This is a genomic window from Pectinatus frisingensis (assembly GCF_014076555.1).
GTDB lineage: Bacteria > Bacillota > Negativicutes > Selenomonadales > Selenomonadaceae > Pectinatus > Pectinatus frisingensis.
In genome coordinates this window covers 1,206,191-1,224,875 of record NZ_CP045424.1, presented here as the reverse complement: position 1 = coordinate 1,224,875, position 18,685 = coordinate 1,206,191, and the positions used below count along the sequence as shown (strand labels likewise).

Below are 18,685 nucleotides of genomic sequence, written 5' to 3'. Positions count from 1 at the left end.
GTAATAAAAAACGTACTGCACTAATTTTTTCGTCTGAAATCATTTAGTTTTTATATGTCTAAAAGCTTTTTGCGCTATATCTTTGCGAAAATACATATTATTGAATTTTATCAAATTTACGTCTTGATACGCCTTATCTATTGCCGCTTTCATATCTGCTCCAACAGCTGTCACACCTAACACCCTGCCGCCATCCGTAACAAGCTTTCCATTATTTTCTCTTGTTCCGGCATGAAAGACAAGTGCACCGGTCTGCTGTGCCTCAGCAAGGCCATCAATGATATCCCCTTTATTATATTTACGCGGATAACCTCCTGCTGCCAATACCACACAAACTGCCGCATCATCAGACCATTTAATTGACATCTGCTTCAAAGTACCATTGACACATGACAGCATTATTTCCATTAAATCACTTTCAAGCAATGGCAAAATGACCTGTGTTTCCGGATCACCAAAACGGGCATTAAACTCAATTACTTTAGGTCCGTCACTGGTTATCATGAGCCCGGCATATAAGCAGCCTCGATATTTTTTCCCTTCATTGTTCATTGCAGCAATTATCGGTTCCAATATTTCTGCTTGAATTTGTTCCAGCATTTTTCCATCAACTATTGGAGCTGGTGCATATGTTCCCATTCCTCCGGTGTTTGGTCCTTTATCTCCATCAAAAATACATTTGTGATCCTGCGAAGGAATCATCGGAACGATCGTTTCCCCATCAGTAAAAGCCAATACTGAGGCTTCTTCACCAATCAAACATTCCTCTATTACAATACTGTCACCAGCGCTGCCAAACGCTTTATCACACATTATTTCATCGACTGCTTCATTTGCCTGTTCCACGGTTTGTGCCACTATTACACCCTTACCGGCAGCCAGTCCGTCAGCCTTTACAACAATTGGTGCACCCATTTTTTTTATATATTCTTTAGCTGCTGCTGCATCAGTAAAACTCTCATAAGCTGCAGTAGGTATCTTATATTTTCGCATTATATCTTTTGAAAATGATTTCGACCCTTCCAACCGGGCAGCTGCTTTCGTCGGACCAAACACCGCTATATCAGCTGCCTGTAAATCGTCAACCAATCCATTAATCAAAGGGACTTCCGGACCGATAACCGTCAATCCAATATTTTTCCGTCTGGCAAAATCAACAATTTTTTTATTATCATCTATAGCAATGTCTGAAATACATTCAGCGTTATTTTTTATTCCCGGATTACCCGGTATAGCATATATTTTGTCCACATTCGATCCTTGTGCCAATTTCCATACTAACGCGTGTTCGCGGCCGCCGGAACCAATTACTAAAATATCCAAATTTTTCTCCTCTCCTAAAACGGGGTTGTCGCACGTGCCCATTTTCGTTCATAAATATACAATATTCCACTCTTTTTATCCGCCCCGAAAAAGATGGGATACCGTATAGCGGTAGTGGATTGCATCTTTATGAAGTCAATGCTGTTCATGCGACAGCCCCTTTAATTTATAAACTATTTATTTAACTGCCCGGCTAAATATTTTTGGATGCATTCATCATACTGTGCCGTATGTCTAAACGCCTCCTGTGCCAACTGCATGCGAAAATCTGCAGAAACCTCACCATTTTTTAAAATCATATCAGCAACTTTTCCATAGTTTGACGGATTTACAATCACCGTTACATATTTAAAATTCTTGGCAGCCGCCCTGATCATTGCCGGACCGCCAATATCAATATTTTCAATAGCTTCAGCCAAGGTTACATTAGGTTTGGCAATTGTCTGACGAAACGGATAAAGATTGACTACAACCAAATCAATAGCAGTAATTTTATGATCATGCATAGCCTGCAAATGATTGGGATTGTCACGAACTGCCAAAATTCCACCATGTATATACGGATTAAGTGTTTTTACCCTGCCATCCATAATTTCCGGAAAACCTGTAACATCACTTACATAAAGTACAGGTATACCGGCTTCTTTTATTGCCCGCATCGTTCCACCGGTAGATACAATTTCTATCCCGGCCGCATGAAGTTTACGTGCTAATTCAACAATACCCGATTTATCAGAAACACTAAGCAGCGCCCGCCTCATTTTCAAGATAATCCCCCACTTGTATTATTTTTTATCAATACCTTGCGCCCTTCAATATGCAGTTTACCGGTCAAATACAACTCAATTGCTTTTGGATATATAATATGCTCCTGTTCCAACACACGTGCAGCCAATGTTTCTTCTGTATCAGTATCAAACACCGGCACAGCCGCCTGAGCGATAATCGGACCACTATCCATACCCTCATCAACAAAATGTACTGTACAGCCCGATACCTTAACACCATAGGCCAAAGCATCACGATGAGCATGTGCTCCCACAAAGGAAGGTAGTAACGCCGGATGAATGTTTAAAATATGATTTTTATAATTTCTGATAAATGCAGCACTTAAAATCCGCATAAATCCTGCCAAAATAATATGTTCAACCTCATATTCTCTCAGTTTCTCCAGCAATTTTGCTTCAAAATCCTCACGCATGGCATATTTTTTTCTGTCTACGCATATATTTGGTATATTATTTTTTTCAGCGCGCTGCAATGCCATTACTGCCGGTTTGTCAGTTATCACCAAACCAATCTCGGCTGAAATTTTCCCCTCATCAACAGCATCTATAATTGACTGCAGATTAGTACCGCGCCCTGATGCCAAAATTCCTAAAACGGGTTTATTCATCAAATATCCCGCCTTTAATAGTTACCCCCCTGGCGCCGGAAACTATTTTACCAATGATATGCACTTTTTCTTGCTGTGCCTGGAGTTGTTCAGTGATCGCCTGTACATCTTCCGGAGCAGCAACCATGATCATACCGATCCCCATATTAAAAGTCCTGTACATTTCGTGCCAGTCCACATTTCCCCATTTTTGCAACAGCCTAAAAATAGACGGCATCTGCCAAGCGGCAGCATCTATCAGCGCATCACAGCCTGATGGCAGAATGCGGGGTATATTATCATAGAAACCGCCGCCGGTTATATGCACCAATGCATGAATATCAAATTTTTCAATCAACGGCAGACATACCTTAGGATAAAGCCTTGTCGGTTTTAATAATTCTTCCGCTAAAGTAGTACCCAGTTCATTAAAATATTCCTTACCGGTAAATTTCTTATGTTCAAAACAAATTTTTCGCACCAAAGAGTAGCCATTGGAATGAATGCCTGTTGAAGGCAATCCTAACAGGACATCTCCATTCGCCACCTTGTCACCGGTTATTATTTTCGATTTTTCCACTGCACCGACAGTAAAACCGGCGATATCATATTCTCCATCAGAATAAAATCCCGCCATTTCTGCTGTCTCTCCGCCGATAAGTGCACAGCCTGATTCCTTGCAGGCAGCTGCAACCCCTTTTACAATAGCCGCTACTTTAGCAGGTTCTAATTTGCCAACTGCTAAATAATCAAGAAAAAACAATGGCTCAGCCCCCTGGACCAAGACATCATTAACACACATAGCAACGGCATCCTGACCAATCGTGTCATGTTTATCAAACATAAATGCCAATTTAAGCTTAGTACCGACACCGTCAGTTCCTGATACCAATACCGGTTCTTTATACTTACCGCCTAATGCGAATAAACCGCCAAAGCCTCCTAAATCTCCCAATACTTCCGGACGATAGGTTGCTCTTACACTATCTTTTATCAGCGAAACTGAATAATTTCCGGCATCAATATCCACACCAGCATCGCGATATGTCAATCCTGTACTTTTCACGTCAGACATTTTATCTCCCATCAAATAAGATATTATACCTCATCTATTTTTGGCATGTTCAAAAACATATTTATCATTGCCGACAGTATCACCCTTAGGTCCTTCCACCGGATAATAATTATTGAAGCAAGCATAACACATATCATTGCTGTCAGCATCCTTAATGCTTTTTTTCAATCCTTCCAACGAAAGAAAATGCAATGAATCAGCACCTATATATTTACGTATTTCATCTACTGTTTTAGTTGCCGCAATAAGTTCCTTACGTATTGAAGTGTCTATTCCGTAATAACAAGGATACCCTATTGGCGGTGAACTGACACACATGTGTATCGATTTGGCTCCAGCCTTGCGCAACATATGAACAATCTTGCCGCTGGTAGTACCCCGTACAATAGAGTCATCGACCATTATTACATTTTTTCCCCTCACAGCCGAAACTATCGGATTAAGTTTTAGCTTGACAGCAGTATCACGTTTTTTTTGTGTCGGTTGTATAAAAGTACGGCCAATATAACGATTTTTGATTAATCCTTCAACAAAAGGAATACCTGATTCATAGGAAAATCCGGTTGCCGCAGTGGTACCTGAATCCGGCACAGAAATGACCACATCACCCTTAAAACCTGATTCTTTGGCCAAAATACGTCCCATCATAAACCGAGCATCATGAACACTTTGTCCGTCAATAACACTATCAGGTCTAGCAAAATAAATATACTCAAAAACGCAGGCGGCTTTTTTTTCTACCTTAGCAAACTTATATGATTTGAGTCCATTTTTATCAATTACTACCAGTTCACCCGGTTCAACATCACGCATATATTTTACTCCGGCAACGGGCAGTGCGCATGATTCTGACGATAAGACCCATGCATCATTGGACTTTCCGATACATAATGGCCTAAAGCCATGCGGATCGCGCACACCAATCAATTTATCTTCGGTCATGATTGTTAAACAATAGGCACCCTTAATCTTTTTCAGGCTTTCCATTATTTTATCTTCAATAGAAGTCTTTTTGGATTTAGCAATAAGATTAACAAAGACTTCCGTATCGATAGATGTTTGAAACACATTCCCTTCCTGTTCCATTTCGTGACGTATCTGAGCAGCATTGGTAAGATTGCCATTGTGTGCCAAGCTTATTTTACCGCCGGCATAATTCACTATCAGCGGCTGAGTATTAGCCAACAGACTTGAACCGGTAGTTGAATAGCGCACATGCCCGATAGCAATATATTGATTATCCATATGGGGGATTTGATGACGAAATACTTCATTCACCAATCCCATCCCCCGGGAAACGTCCATCCACGCACCATCAGTCACAGCTATACCGGCACTTTCCTGACCGCGATGCTGCAATGCATAAAGGCCCAGATAAGTCATTAAAGAAACATCTTCAGTATGAGAATAAGCGCCGAATACGCCGCATTCTTCATGCCATTCACTTGATGTGGAAATATCAGCCATCTATTATTTTCTCTCCTATTATTATGCTTGTTCACCTGTTATTATGCTTGTTCACCTGTCAAACGATGCAAAATTTCCTTGTAGGCATCTTCTACATGTCCCAAATCTCTGCGGAATCTGTCTTTATCAAGTTTTTCGTGCGTAGTACTATCCCAGAAACGACAATTATCAGGAGAAATTTCGTCGCCCAATAACACGTTGCCCTTAAAACGACCAAATTCTAGTTTAAAATCAATCAAATCGATATTTTTAGTCTTAAGATATTCTGTCATTATTGAATTTATTTTAAATCCCATTTTTTCGATCTGCATCAGTTCTTCATCTGTAGCCCATTTCATTGCCCTTATATGGAACTGATTGATCATTGGATCGCCTAATTCATCACTCTTATAATAATATTCAAGAACAGGAGAAGACAATTTTGTACCTTCTTCAACACCAAGACGTTTAGCTAAACTTCCTGCTGCTACATTGCGCAAAACAACTTCCAAAGGAATCATATCAAGTTTTTTTACGATCATTTCCCTATCACTAGGCATATTTACATAATGATGTTCAATTCCATTTTTCGCCAGCATATTAAAAAAGAACGCTGAAATTTTGTTATTAAAAATGCCTTTTCCCATTATGGTACCTTTTTTAGCACCATTGCCGGCAGTAGCATCATCTTTGTAATAAACCAAAAGTTCTTCGGGATTTTCTGTCGCATAAATAATTTTAGCCTTGCCTTCATACAACTTTTCTTTACTCATAATAATAACTCCTCCTGTAAACAAACATTTTATTTCAGTTCTTCAGCTACTTTTGCAGCTTTAGCTTCCACTTCTTTGACCATTTTCGCACGATATTCACACAATTTTTTTTGTAATGCCGGATCGCTGACCGCAAAAATTTCCACTGCAAAAATTGCAGCGTTCTTTGCGCCGTTTATAGCCATGGTGGCTACGGGAATACCCGAAGGCATTTGTACTGTACTTAAAAGAGCATCCATTCCATTTAATGCAGTTGCATTGATGGGTACGCCTATTACAGGAAGTGTAGTATAAGAAGCAATAACTCCCCCTAAATGAGCTGCCGCACCTGCTGCTGAAATAAAAGCACCAACGCCGCGCTCCTGCGCCGAGGATACGATTTCCCGTACTCTCAGCGGGGTACGATGTGCCGAAGCAACTATAACTTCTGTTTCAACACCAAAATCATGTAATAATCCAATCGCCGGTTTTAATACCGGTAAATCTGAATCGCTGCCCATTACAACAGCCACTTTCATGAAATCTCCTCCTAAATTAATATAAAATTAATATTTGTACCTCTCAATAATAGCAAAATGCATAACAAACTTCAATACAATATAATACCTTACCAATATTTTTACTTTTTTTTTTAATTATGAACGATATTATGTTAAAATAACAATAAGATATTTTTTCGCCTTATTAAGCAATCCACATCAATTGGGCAAATAGTAATATTTTTTGTTATAACGGCTGTACACAATATATCATTTTGTTGTATAATGTAACAGCTATTGCACCAAGCAATAAAAATACATAAAGAAATATCTCTTACCAGATAAGTTTAGGGGGATAAAAATGGCCTTGATTGTAAAAAAATTTGGCGGAAGTTCCGTCAGCAATCCTGAAAGAATTATAAATGTTGCTAAACGCATTATAGAAGAAAGAAAAAACAACGACAAAATTGTGGTTGTCGTATCAGCTATGGGAGATACAACCGATGAATTGATAAATCTGGCAACTCAGATAGATAAGGATCCCTATAAGTACACCCGTGAAATGGATATGTTGTTGTCAACCGGCGAACAAATTTCCATTTCACTTTTAACTATGGCATTTAAAACCCTGGGTCAAAAAGCGGTCTCCCTGACCGGTTACCTGGCCGGTATAAAAACCAATGGCATACATACAAAGGGAAAGATATTAGACATTAACCCCCAACGCGTGTTAAATGAATTGGAAAACGGAAACATTGTCATCGTCGCGGGTTTTCAAGGTTGCGATCAATTAGGGGATCCCGTAACGCTGGGGCGCGGCGGCTCTGATACATCGGCCGTTGCTCTAGCCGGTGCCCTGCATGCTGATACCTGTGAAATATATACTGATGTTGATGGCATATATTCTGCTGATCCGCGTATTGTCAAAAATGCACATAAGATGAAGGAAATAACCTATTGTGAAATGTTGGAAATGGCGCGCTTAGGCTCCGGTGTTATGCAGCCGCGCTCCGTGGAAGTGGGACAGGCACTGCATATACCCATTCACGTCAGATCTACTTTTACTAATAAACCCGGTACAATAATCAGAGAGGAATATACAATGGAAGATAAAAATTTTGTTATAAGAGGCGTCAGTCACGATGATAAAGTAGCCAAAATTGCGGTTCTTGGCGTTCCCAACAATCCCGGTATCGCCTATTCTATTTTTTCAGCTTTAGCTGAAAAAAATATTGATGTCGACATGATAGTACAAAGTATACGCAACGTTGAAAAAAATGTCACAGACATGGTTTTCACAGTAGCGCTTGATGATTTATCAATTGCAAAAAAAGTCGTTGATAAAACCGCTAGTGATCTTAACGCCATCGGTGTATTAATTGAAAAAGATGTTGCAAAAGTCTCTATTGTTGGTGTCGGCATGCTTGGCAATCCGGGAATCGCCGCCAGAATGTTTAAAGCATTAGCGACCGGCGGTGTAAATATTGATGTCATAAGTACATCGGAAATAAGTATTTCCTGCTTGATAAAAAGTTTCGAATTAAAAGAAGCCGTCAACATAATACATGATGAATTCTTTCCACAAAATTAATTTTATCCATGCTCTATCCCGGATAAGTGCTTTATAGACTATTAGTCAGTCTAAAGCACTTATCTTAATATTTCGTCAAATTATGTAAAAGGAATTGAAATTATGCAATATATCAGCACCAGAAATGACAAAATAAATTTGACTGCTGCCCAGACAATAATAAAGGGGATTGCCGATGACGGAGGATTGTTCGTTCCAAAAAATATTCCTCAAATCAATGATGCTTTTTTATGCGGATTGCAGCCGCTTTCCTATCAGGAACGTGCCGGTAAGATTCTTTCCTTGTATCTTACCGACTACTCTCCCGAAGAAATCAAAAACTGTGTAAGTAACGCTTACGGTAAACAATTCGACCACAATGCAATCGCTCCCATTGTAAAAATTAGCGACAGTCAATATTTACTTGAATTATGGCACGGCCCGACGAGTGCTTTCAAGGATATGGCCTTGCAGCTTTTACCTCGGTTATTAATAACAGCTCGAAAAAAAAGCAGCGAAAAAAAAGATATCGTCATTTTGGTTGCTACTTCCGGAGATACCGGTAAAGCTGCTTTGGAAGGTTTTCGTGATATTCCCCATACAAAAATAATTGTCTTTTACCCCGGCAGCGGCGTCAGTGCCATCCAACGTCGGCAAATGATTACACAAAAAGGATCCAATGTAGACGTAATCGCCATTGATGGCAACTTTGATGATGCGCAATCAGGTGTAAAAAATATTTTTAATGATAAAAATTTTAATACTACCTTAAATAACAATGGTTATGAATTATCATCGGCCAATTCAATAAACTGGGGTAGGCTGCTGCCGCAAATAGTATATTATTTCAGCGCTTACTGCGACATGGTGAATAATAAAGCTATAGTTTGCGGTGACAAGATTAACTGCACCGTACCGACAGGAAATTTTGGTGATATCCTTGCCGGTTATTATGCAAAAAGAATGGGACTGCCTATTAATAAATTAATTTGTGCATCAAATTCCAATAATGTATTGACTGAATTTTTCCAAACGGGAGTTTATGACAAAAATCGTCCTTTCATAAAAACTATTTCCCCTTCAATGGACATTCTTATTTCCAGTAATTTGGAACGACTATTGTATCATGTAACAAAAAATGCCGCCAAAATAACCAACTGGATGAATGAACTCAACCTATCCGGCCATTATCAAATTGATAAATTTCTCCTCACCAAGCTGCAGCAATCATTTGCTGCTGATTGGATTGATGAAACGGCTACAGCATCTGCCATAAAAAATCTATATACCACCTGTCATTATGTTGCCGATCCCCATACAGCCGTGGCTTGGCAAACTGCCCAAAACTACCGGGAAAAAACTGCTGATACTACACCAATGCTGATATTATCAACAGCTAGCCCGTATAAGTTCAATGACAGTGTACTTTCTGCTTTGAATGTAAAAATCACATCAAACAATGATTTTCAACTGCTTGATGTGTTAAAAAAATATAATACAGCTCCCATTCCGATCGGTCTGACCTCCCTGAAGACTGCTCCAATACTGCATAAAAATATCTGCAAAACTGAAAAAATGTCAGCAGAAATAAAAAATTATTTAAAAATTTAAAGGATATCCGGATTAATATATTGTATATTTCTATTTATATATTGTAAAATAATTATTAGCACCTTGTAAAATAATTATAAATTAAAATCATTTTATGGGGAATAAATATATTCACAGATATAATTTGGGAGGAAGCTTATGTTTCTTGTAAAAAAGAATACGGATTTTTATGATCTGTTTGCACAAAGTGCCAATTATTTTCACAAAGGCGCTTTAGTAATCAATGAAGTGATGAGTGATTATCGCGGTGCTGAAGAAAAAATGAAAGCAATTACTGATTTAGAACATGCTGCCGATAACATCAATGATAAAATAATTGACAAACTCAATCACACTTTTATCACACCAATAGACCGGGAGGATATTTATGCTATTGCGAACGGTCTTGATGACGGTGTCGACTTTTTACAAGGTACTTTACAACGTGCTATAATGTATCACATCAGTGAAATTCGTCCCACTGCATTAAAGATGTCACAATTATTGATTGAGGCTACTGCTGACATTACTGAAATTTTTAAACTCTTACATAAATTGCATCAAAATGAGAAAAAAATATTAAATTACACTGCACGTATTTGCAAAATAGAAAGTGCCGGTGACAAATTATATCGTGAGGAAGTAGCACAATTATTCACGACGGTTAAAGATCCTATTGAAATCATAAAATGGAAAGACATTCTTGAGTATCTGGAAAATACATTGGACCACTGCGAATCTATAGCTGACATGATAAGAGGCGTGGTAATGAAATATGCATGAATTCCAAATATTAATTATTTTAATAATAGCACTTGCACTGGTATTTGATTTTATAAATGGTTTTCATGACACAGCAAATGCGATTGCCACTTCTGTATCAACTCGGGCAATAAGTCCCCGGGCAGCGATAGTAATGGCTGCCGTATTAAATTTTTGCGGTGCCATGTACAGCACCGGCGTGGCTCACACTATCGGCGGTGATATTGTAAAATCAGCCGGTCATGTCAATGAACTGATAATTGTCGCAGCACTGGCCAGTGCCATTTTTTGGAATGTATTAACTTGGTGGCTGGCTTTGCCAAGTAGTTCCTCACATGCATTAGTCGGCGGTATAATTGGTTCCGTACTAGTATCTACCGGAGCGATTGGTCTTAATTTTTATGGTATCGGCAAAATCATCCTTTCCCTAATTCTTTCACCAGTTATTGCAGGAATCACAGGCTGCATAATTATGACTTTGCTGTTTATAACCTTTGGCCGATTCAATCCGTCTTCCATTAATAATAAATTCAAAAAAATGCAGATTTTATCAGCAGCAATGATGGCTTTTTCCCACGGCTCCAACGATGCCCAAAAATCTATGGGAATAATTACTTTGGCATTGCTCAGTGCAGGGTACATACAGGTATTTGAAGTTCCTACCTTTGTAAAGATCATGGCTGCTATTGCTATGGCCTGCGGTACTGGTATCGGTGGCTGGCGTATAATTCGTACTGTCGGCGGCAAGATTTTTAAACTTGAACCAATAAGTGGTTTTGCATCCGATTTAAATTCATCGCTTATTATTTTTTCGGCAACCTTATTATCGCTGCCGGTAAGTACCACCCATGTAGTATCCGGTTCAATAATGGGAGTTGGTACTGCAAAACGTGTGCGGGCAGTTCATTGGGGAGTAGCTGAACAGATGATGATTGCCTGGATCCTCACAATTCCATCGACGGCTCTGGCCGCAGCAATTATTTATAAATTTTTAAAATTATTTTTTTAAACCAGCATAGTTTCATCGTAAAAGTCTAAAAAAACAGCCTTTGGCTGATTTAGGCTTTTATTTATTATTAAGGAGGATTTGACAACAATGACAACTGCAAATATTAACGCTAAATTAGTTGACCTGATTAATTTGGAAAAAGATCGTCATACAGCTCCTATAACCGCAGTAAAAATAAACAATAATTTAAAAGATCTCCAAACACCTTTTGATGGAGATCCAAAACTGGAATTAATTGACATGAATAGTTCAGATGGTGTTAAAATATATCGGCGCAGCGTACTTTTTCTTCTGATGACCTCTGTAAAAAAGCTTTTTCCTGATGCCAGTGTCATTGTTGAACATTCCGTCAATAATGGTATGTATTGTAAGATCTTACCAGTAAAATTAGTCACGCCGGAAAACATAAAAAAAATAACTTTGCAAATGCAATCACTTATTAAAGAAAATATTCCTATAATTAAAAAATTCTGGTGTAAAAAAGACGTTATTAATCTTTTTAAAAAAAATGGGCAATATGCTAAAGTTGCCTTAATAGAATCATTAAAACAAGATATCGTAAGCATTTATTTTTGTGATGAATACTATGATTATCTTTACGGACCGATGTTGCCGGAAACCAAATCTCTTGGACTGTTTGCAATTGACCATTATCCACCTGGGATAATAATACGTACACCGTCACTATCAAATCCACTTGCTGTTCCACCGCAGGAAAACCAGAACAAACTGGCTTCACTTTTATCTGAAGCCGATGATTGGGCTAATATTCTCCGCTGTGACTATGTCAGCAACTTAAATCAATATATTACTACGGGAAAATCCGGCGACCTTATCAGAATATCCGAGGCACTGCATGAAAAGAAAATTGCTCAGATTGCCGATACTATTGTCAACAGTCCAAATCATCCACGAGTTATCTTTATAGCAGGGCCATCATCTTCCGGTAAAACAACCTTTGCTCAACGTCTTCGTGTGCAGCTTTTAGTAAACGGCATGCAGCCCGTTTCCCTATCAATGGATAATTATTTTCTCGATCGTGATCAGACACCGCTCAATGAAAAGGGTGAATATGATTTTGAATCTTTCACTGCCATTGATAAAACACTTTTGATCGACCAAATTTTATCACTTTTATCTGGAGAAGAAGTTGAAATTCCTACTTATAACTTTTTCTCCGGACAAAAAGAATGGACCGGCAATAAAATACACCTTCCAGCCAATCATCCGATAATTGTCGAAGGTATACACGGACTTAATCCAAATTTGACTAAATCACTGCCTAAGGATAAAATATATAAAATCTATATAAGCGCTTTGACCCAGCTCGGCATTGATAAACACAATAATATCCCGACCACTGTTGCCCGACTTATCCGGCGCATAGTCCGCGATTACCAGTTTCGCGGTTCTTCTGCACTAAAAACAATAAAACAATGGCCCGATGTTCGTACCGGTGAGGAAAATAATATTTTCCCCTATCAGGAACATGCCGATATCATGTTTAATTCCGCACTTATTTATGAACTGGCTGTATTAAAAAAATATGCTTATCCACTACTGGAAAAAATAAGCAATGAAGTTCCAGAATACAGTATATCCCGACAATTACTGGATTTCCTAAATTACTTTGAAACAATAAATAATGAAGATATTATCCCTAATAATTCCATTTTACGAGAATTTATCGGAAATTCATGTTTTTTTTAACTACACTTAAAATAAGTCATACCAGGAGGTCTCATTTTGGAAGTCGATATTAGTCATAAAGTTATTCCTATTATAAAATTTACGCTGCCCATTATAGTCCTGATTGCTGTCATTCTAAACATTTGTATTTGGCTTTATGGACAATATCATGCCTATATCACGTTTTACGATGTACGAGTTACTGGCTCTTTTTTACAAACCAAAACATTGACAGATGGAACTTTGGAAAAATTACTGGTAGCAGACGGCCAGTCTGTCACCGCCGGCCAGCCTTTGGCACAAATACATCCCAATATTACCCAAAAAGATATAGATAATTTGCAGCAAGCGGTTGATCAGGCTCAGCAGCAATATGATAATATGGTATCTTTAAGCAAACAAACCTCCACAAAAACAATATCAACACCACAGGCGTCAGCGCCCGCCGCAGTTGATGACAGTCAGTACCAAAATGCCTTAGCCCAAGAAAGTAAAATGAAACAATTGTATGATATTGGTGCTGTCAGCCGCTCTGAATATGAACAAGCCGCAGCTGCCGTAGAATCGGCCAAGGCCACTTTGAATCCCAGTTCAAGTTCAGGTACACCTTCAGCAACAACCAGTGTCGTTGCTGTCCCCAGCGGTGTCACCCAAGAAGATATACAAACGGCACTTACAAGGCTCAACCAAACTAAACTGGCTTTAGAAGATGCACAAAAAAATACTGATACGACCGAACTTTATGCTTCTGCTGACGGAACTGTTTATTACACTGGCGTAAAAGAGGGTGATAACATTTCTGCCGGTCAAAATATTCTTGATATCGCCACATCAAACTATATCTGGCTAGAAGCCAAGGCACCTGAAGAACAAGCCGTAAAATTAAAAGAAGGTGCCTATGCGGAATGCAAGGTAAATGGCAAAATTATCGGTGGTACCGTTGTACAAATAATTGATCCGGCATCAGACGAGAAAAATTATACTGTTAAAATTTTCATTCCATCTGACAAAATGAACGGTATAAAACCCAATATGATTGCCACAGCCAAAATATCGATTGGAAAATAGTTATTTGATTTATGATTTTCCAATTAATAATGACAGCAGGTGAATTAGTTGCTATTAAAACGACTGGAAGCATATGGTTTTAAATCTTTTGCCGACAGAATAGAGGTAGAATTTAATAAAGGCATTACTGCAATTGTCGGTCCCAACGGCAGTGGCAAAAGCAATATAACAGATGCTATACGCTGGGTATTGGGTGAACAAAACATTCGCAGTCTGCGAGGCAATAAAGCAGAAGATATAATATTTGCCGGCAGTTCGACCAGAAAACAATTTGGTATAGCTGAAGTTTCATTGACTTTTGATAATACCGATGGGCAGCTGCCCATAGAGTATCAGGAAGTCACTATAACACGACGTCTTTTCCGCTCTGGTGAAAGTGAATGTTATATTAACAAAACACATTGTCGATTAAAAGATATTTATGAATTGTTTGCCGACACCGGACTAGGTAAAAATTCAATGAGCGTCATCAGTCAAAATAAAGTTGATGAGGTTCTCAACGCAAAGCCGGAAGATCGTCGTCTTTTATTTGAAGAATGTGCCGGTATTACTAAATATCGTGATCGAAAAAAAGAAGCCGAAAAAAAACTGGAAAACACCAAACAAAATATCTTACGCATTAATGATATCATTGCTGAAATAGAAAAACAGCTTTTACCTTTATCGCAAGAAGCTGAAAAAACCAGCCGCTATAACGAATTAAAAAATAAATATGATAAGTACAATCTGTCTTATATATTATGTGATTATGAAAAACTTTCTGCAGAACAAAAAAAATACACCGATCAAATTAATCAGCTGGAACAAAAATCCACTAATCAAAATATTGCTCTGACCACTATTGACAACCTCATTGCAGCAACAGAGGAAAGCATAGCTGTATCAGAAAAAGATCTAAGCGACAGAGACGAAAACAATCGAAAAATCATAGAAGAAATAAATCGTATCCGCAGTAATTGTACAGTCTTAGAAGAACGCATCAAACAAAACAGTCACACAATTAATAATTTAAAAACTGCCCATACCTCAACCTTGGCACAAAAGAAAACTGCTGAAGAAAATCTGGCTTCATTACAGCAGACGATTCTTAATACTGAAAAAGAAAAAAATACCTTGGCAGATAATCTTTCAAGTACAAAAACCGCTATTAAAATCAACGAAAAAAAAATTATTGTTCAGGAAACTCTTCTGCAGCAATTAAATGCTGAAGCGGAACAACACCGCCGGACCGAAGAAATTAAACAACGCCAGATTTTACTTTTACAGCATGATATTATCGAAAAAGAACGATTACTCAAGGAAAAAGAAAACAATCGGCTGATCCGGCAACGAGAATATGACAAGATTACTGCTGACATTGCCAAGATTGCTGCTGAACTACAAACCATTGTTTCTGATAACAAACTTTTGCAAACAGAGACCATCAATCTTCGGGAAAAAAAAGCCACACTAAAAAGAAAGCTCTATGAAATAGAAAACACCTGTAATTCATTATCTTTGGAAACCAACAGGGCAAAAGAACGAATAACTATTTTGACTAATATGCAAAAATCATACGAAGGTTTTGGTAATGGAGTGAAAAAAGTTCTTACCGCTTCACAATATTTTTGGCACCAGAACATCTGCGGTTCTGTGGCAGAAATCATAAATGTACCAAAACAATATCTTACAGCAATAGAAGTTGCTCTGGGCAGCAGCCTGCAAAATATCATCACTGCTGATACCGACACAGCCAAACAGGCCATTGAATTTTTAAAAGAGAAAAATTTAGGACGCGTTACATTCCTGCCACTTACTGCTGTCAAACCAAAATCAATAAATCAGCCATTTGACAGCACCTGGCACGGGTTTATTAATTATGCCGATAAATTAGTTAGCAGTGACGCCAAATATCAAGCAATCATCGAAGCACTTTTGGGACGTACCATCGTCATTGATACCATAGACAATGCTTTGCATCTTGCTAAAAAGGCCAATTATTCACTACGTATTGTAACCTTAAGCGGTGAAATACTATATCCGGGCGGAGCCGTATCTGGGGGCAGCCTGAAACATAATCTTAATTTTCTTAATCGCGAAAATGAAATAAAACAAATCTCAGCAAAAAATCAACAAACTATTGGCCGTCTTCTTGCTGCAAAAACCCAACAGGGACAATTACTATCCGATATTTCTGAATTGGAGGCAGCTATAAGCAGCAACGAATCAACGTGTCAGCGTTATTCCATTTCTTATACGGAAAAAAATGCCCGGCATATCCATTTAACAGAAGAAAACAATAAGCGCAAAAACGATATATCAGCAGATTTTAATGCTGTAACTGCCATAAACACTGAACTTAGCGCGTTAAAAGCAGCACAGATAAAATATACCCGGCAAATACAGCTGACTAAATCAACGAACACCAGTAATGTAACTCAGCACAGCGATATAGAAAAATCTATTACTCATTATAAAACTGAACAAAAATCATTACAACAGCAATTATTACAGCAATCTTCTGCTTTTGCCGGTATAACGCAAAATATTACAGGCATAAACGAAAAAATAACCTTAATCCAAACAGAATATGAGCGCTGTGAATCTTTCCTCAGCAATAATCAAAATCAACAAGCCCGTGCTCAAACCTCAATAAATGATAGTATAAGCGAATTGAAGGATCTGCAGTCCTCCAGCCAAAATTTGCAGCAGCTCTATACTAATGGCCGGCGCGATTATGATACAGCTCATAGTTCCTTGATGGATAAACGTATCAAAAGCAAAAACTATGCAGCTGACCGTAAAAAACTCACCGAAAATATCAGCAAGCTTCAAGAAGATCTGCATCAAATCAATATAAAAGCCACAAAAATTTCCTTTGATATAGCACAACACGAAAAAAATCTACAGGAACAATATAATCTTTCACCGCAAGCCGCTCTCAATTATAAAGAAGACCTTAATGAAGACAACTTGTTAGAAAACATAAAAAGGATACGTGCCGAACTTACTGCGATTGGTTCTGTAAACCCAAATGCTGTCATAGAATATGACACTTTAAATAAACGCTGCCAATTTTTAAAAACGCAAATACAAGATTTACTGACTGCCAAAGATAATTTGCAGCAAATCATCGAACAAATAAATTTATCTATGACCAAGCAGTTTAAAGAGGCTTTCAGTGGTATCGAAAATCATTTTAATGAAATATTTAAACATTTATTTGGCGGCGGCAGGGCTAGGTTAATATTAACAGATCAAGAAAACATCTTATCTTCCGGTGTCGAAATAATAGTACAGGCACCTGGTAAAAAAAACCAAAATATGACTTTACTGTCAGGTGGAGAAAGAACCTTGACAGTTATTGCGTTGTTATTCGCTTTTTTACAATACCGTCCGGCTCCTTTTTCTGTTCTCGACGAAATTGATGCCCCACTTGATGAAGCAAACATAAAACGTTTTAGTATTTTTCTAAAAGACTACGCCCAAAAAACACAATTCATAATTGTCACTCACCGTAAGGGAACCATGGAAGCTGCTGATGTAATGTATGGTATTACCATGGCTGATGCGGGAATTTCAAAAATAATATCTGTAAAAATGACTGAAGCGGAGGAATAATAATGGAATTTTTCAGCAAACTAAAGAACAGCTTAAACAAAACAAGGAATTCATTTACCGAAAAAATTGAACGTCTCATAATTGGTTATGCCAACATAAACGAATCATGTCTTGACGAATTAGAGGAAATCCTTATTTCAGCAGATGTAGGCGTGTCCACTACCATGAAATTAATGGATGATGTTCGTTTGGGTATCCGTCAAAAAGAAATAAATTCACCACAAGATTTACACCCCTTCTTAATAAAGAAAATCAGCCAGATATTAGAAAGTGGTGAAGATCACATCACTATCGCTCCATCCGGTCCAACTGTATTTTTAGTAATCGGTGTAAATGGCGTCGGTAAAACTACTACTATCGGTAAGTTGGCAAAATATTATAGAGCCAATGGGAAATCTGTATTATTAGCAGCTGCCGATACCTTCCGTGCAGCTGCTATTGATCAGCTGCAAATATGGGGCAAACGTGCTGCCGTAGATGTTATCGCCCACGAAGAAGGTTCCGACCCGGCAGCAGTTGTCTTTGACGCTGTAAAAGCTGCCATAGCACGTAATACCGACATATTGCTCATTGACACGGCTGGCCGGTTACATACGAAATCGAATTTGATGGATGAACTTAATAAAATCTATCGTGTAATAAAACGAGAAATTCCCGCCGCACCACATGAAACATTATTAGTATTAGATGCTACTACCGGACAAAATGCCATCCACCAAGCAGAATTATTTACTAAGGCAGCCCCCATTTCAGGTGTCGTACTGACTAAGCTGGATGGTACTGCCAAAGGCGGTGTGGTCATCGGCATAAAAGCCCAATTATCAATGCCTGTAAAATTAATTGGTGTCGGTGAAGGTGAAGATGATTTACAACCTTTTGTTGCTAAAGATTTTGCTGCCGCCTTGTTCGACATGTGACCATTACAT

The 18,685-nt window shown here is 38.3% G+C and carries 15 protein-coding genes; 8 read left to right on the top strand and 7 right to left on the bottom strand.

Going from position 1 to position 18,685, the window contains the following annotated elements:
- Window positions 1-39: 39 nt before the first annotated feature.
- The 7 genes from purD to purE all read right to left on the bottom strand — a co-directional run bounded on the left by purD (window position 40) and on the right by purE (window position 6,510).
- On the bottom strand, window positions 40-1,323 hold the full coding sequence (gene purD / locus F8M42_RS05715) for a phosphoribosylamine--glycine ligase (protein ID WP_182188377.1): 1,284 nt from the start codon (window positions 1,321-1,323) through the stop codon (window positions 40-42).
- A gap of 173 nt (window positions 1,324-1,496) precedes the next feature.
- Complete coding sequence (locus tag F8M42_RS05710; RefSeq protein WP_182188376.1) at window positions 1,497-2,090, bottom strand: IMP cyclohydrolase; 594 nt, start codon at window positions 2,088-2,090, stop codon at window positions 1,497-1,499.
- Window positions 2,087-2,719 (bottom strand): phosphoribosylglycinamide formyltransferase, encoded by a 633-nt coding sequence (gene purN / locus F8M42_RS05705; protein ID WP_182188375.1) that lies wholly within the window; start codon window positions 2,717-2,719, stop codon window positions 2,087-2,089. Before purN ends, F8M42_RS05710 begins: the two co-directional genes overlap by 4 nt.
- A complete protein-coding gene (gene purM, locus F8M42_RS05700) occupies window positions 2,712-3,773 on the bottom strand; it encodes a phosphoribosylformylglycinamidine cyclo-ligase (protein WP_182188374.1) in 1,062 nt (353 codons plus the stop codon). Before purM ends, purN begins: the two co-directional genes overlap by 8 nt.
- A gap of 30 nt (window positions 3,774-3,803) precedes the next feature.
- Window positions 3,804-5,240, bottom strand: a complete 1,437-nt coding sequence (purF, locus tag F8M42_RS05695; RefSeq protein ID WP_182188373.1) for an amidophosphoribosyltransferase — start codon at window positions 5,238-5,240, stop codon at window positions 3,804-3,806.
- A 41-nt stretch (window positions 5,241-5,281) separates the two neighbouring features.
- Window positions 5,282-5,992: a phosphoribosylaminoimidazolesuccinocarboxamide synthase gene (gene purC, locus F8M42_RS05690; RefSeq protein WP_231035404.1), complete on the bottom strand. Its 711-nt coding sequence runs from the start codon at window positions 5,990-5,992 to the stop codon at window positions 5,282-5,284.
- A gap of 29 nt (window positions 5,993-6,021) precedes the next feature.
- Window positions 6,022-6,510 carry a 5-(carboxyamino)imidazole ribonucleotide mutase gene (purE, locus tag F8M42_RS05685; protein ID WP_182188372.1) on the bottom strand — a complete coding sequence of 163 codons (489 nt, stop codon included), beginning with the start codon at window positions 6,508-6,510 and terminating at the stop codon, window positions 6,022-6,024.
- A gap of 322 nt (window positions 6,511-6,832) precedes the next feature.
- On the opposite strand from purE, the gene F8M42_RS05680 reads away from it, so the two are divergent.
- The 8 genes from F8M42_RS05680 (at window position 6,833) to ftsY (ending at window position 18,676) form a co-directional block, all read left to right on the top strand.
- Window positions 6,833-8,062: an aspartate kinase gene (locus F8M42_RS05680; RefSeq protein WP_182188371.1), complete on the top strand. Its 1,230-nt coding sequence runs from the start codon at window positions 6,833-6,835 to the stop codon at window positions 8,060-8,062.
- A gap of 102 nt (window positions 8,063-8,164) precedes the next feature.
- On the top strand, window positions 8,165-9,652 hold the full coding sequence (thrC, locus tag F8M42_RS05675) for a threonine synthase (protein WP_182188370.1): 1,488 nt from the start codon (window positions 8,165-8,167) through the stop codon (window positions 9,650-9,652).
- A gap of 138 nt (window positions 9,653-9,790) precedes the next feature.
- Window positions 9,791-10,414 carry a DUF47 domain-containing protein gene (locus F8M42_RS05670; protein WP_182188369.1) on the top strand — a complete coding sequence of 208 codons (624 nt, stop codon included), beginning with the start codon at window positions 9,791-9,793 and terminating at the stop codon, window positions 10,412-10,414.
- Complete coding sequence (locus F8M42_RS05665) at window positions 10,407-11,402, top strand: inorganic phosphate transporter (RefSeq protein ID WP_182188368.1); 996 nt, start codon at window positions 10,407-10,409, stop codon at window positions 11,400-11,402. The genes F8M42_RS05670 and F8M42_RS05665 overlap by 8 nt, the downstream gene beginning before the upstream one ends.
- A gap of 87 nt (window positions 11,403-11,489) precedes the next feature.
- Window positions 11,490-13,112, top strand: a complete 1,623-nt coding sequence (locus tag F8M42_RS05660) for a nucleoside kinase (RefSeq protein ID WP_182188367.1) — start codon at window positions 11,490-11,492, stop codon at window positions 13,110-13,112.
- Between the two features lie 36 nt (window positions 13,113-13,148).
- On the top strand, window positions 13,149-14,159 hold the full coding sequence (locus F8M42_RS05655) for an HlyD family secretion protein (protein WP_182188366.1): 1,011 nt from the start codon (window positions 13,149-13,151) through the stop codon (window positions 14,157-14,159).
- Between the two features lie 48 nt (window positions 14,160-14,207).
- Complete coding sequence (gene smc, locus F8M42_RS05650) at window positions 14,208-17,759, top strand: chromosome segregation protein SMC (RefSeq protein WP_182188365.1); 3,552 nt, start codon at window positions 14,208-14,210, stop codon at window positions 17,757-17,759.
- 2 nt (window positions 17,760-17,761) lie between these two features.
- Window positions 17,762-18,676 carry a signal recognition particle-docking protein FtsY gene (ftsY, locus tag F8M42_RS05645; RefSeq protein ID WP_182188364.1) on the top strand — a complete coding sequence of 305 codons (915 nt, stop codon included), beginning with the start codon at window positions 17,762-17,764 and terminating at the stop codon, window positions 18,674-18,676.
- Window positions 18,677-18,685 lie beyond the last annotated feature (9 nt).

Bases quoted from the DNA above. Each gene is read 5' to 3' on its own strand.
- purN (WP_182188375.1), bottom strand. From the start codon at position 2,719: ATGAATAAACCCGTTTTAGGAATTTTGGCATCAGGGCGCGGTACTAAT.
- purM (WP_182188374.1), bottom strand. From the start codon at position 3,773: ATGTCTGACGTGAAAAGTACAGGATTGACATATCGCGATGCTGGTGTG.
- purF (WP_182188373.1), bottom strand. From the start codon at position 5,240: ATGGCTGATATTTCCACATCAAGTGAATGGCATGAAGAATGCGGCGTA.
- purC (WP_231035404.1), bottom strand. From the start codon at position 5,992: ATGAGTAAAGAAAAGTTGTATGAAGGCAAGGCTAAAATTATTTATGCG.
- purE (WP_182188372.1), bottom strand. From the start codon at position 6,510: ATGAAAGTGGCTGTTGTAATGGGCAGCGATTCAGATTTACCGGTATTA.
- F8M42_RS05680 (WP_182188371.1), top strand. From the start codon at position 6,833: ATGGCCTTGATTGTAAAAAAATTTGGCGGAAGTTCCGTCAGCAATCCT.
- thrC (WP_182188370.1), top strand. From the start codon at position 8,165: ATGCAATATATCAGCACCAGAAATGACAAAATAAATTTGACTGCTGCC.
- F8M42_RS05670 (WP_182188369.1), top strand. From the start codon at position 9,791: ATGTTTCTTGTAAAAAAGAATACGGATTTTTATGATCTGTTTGCACAA.
- F8M42_RS05665 (WP_182188368.1), top strand. From the start codon at position 10,407: ATGCATGAATTCCAAATATTAATTATTTTAATAATAGCACTTGCACTG.
- F8M42_RS05660 (WP_182188367.1), top strand. From the start codon at position 11,490: ATGACAACTGCAAATATTAACGCTAAATTAGTTGACCTGATTAATTTG.
- ftsY (WP_182188364.1), top strand. From the start codon at position 17,762: ATGGAATTTTTCAGCAAACTAAAGAACAGCTTAAACAAAACAAGGAAT.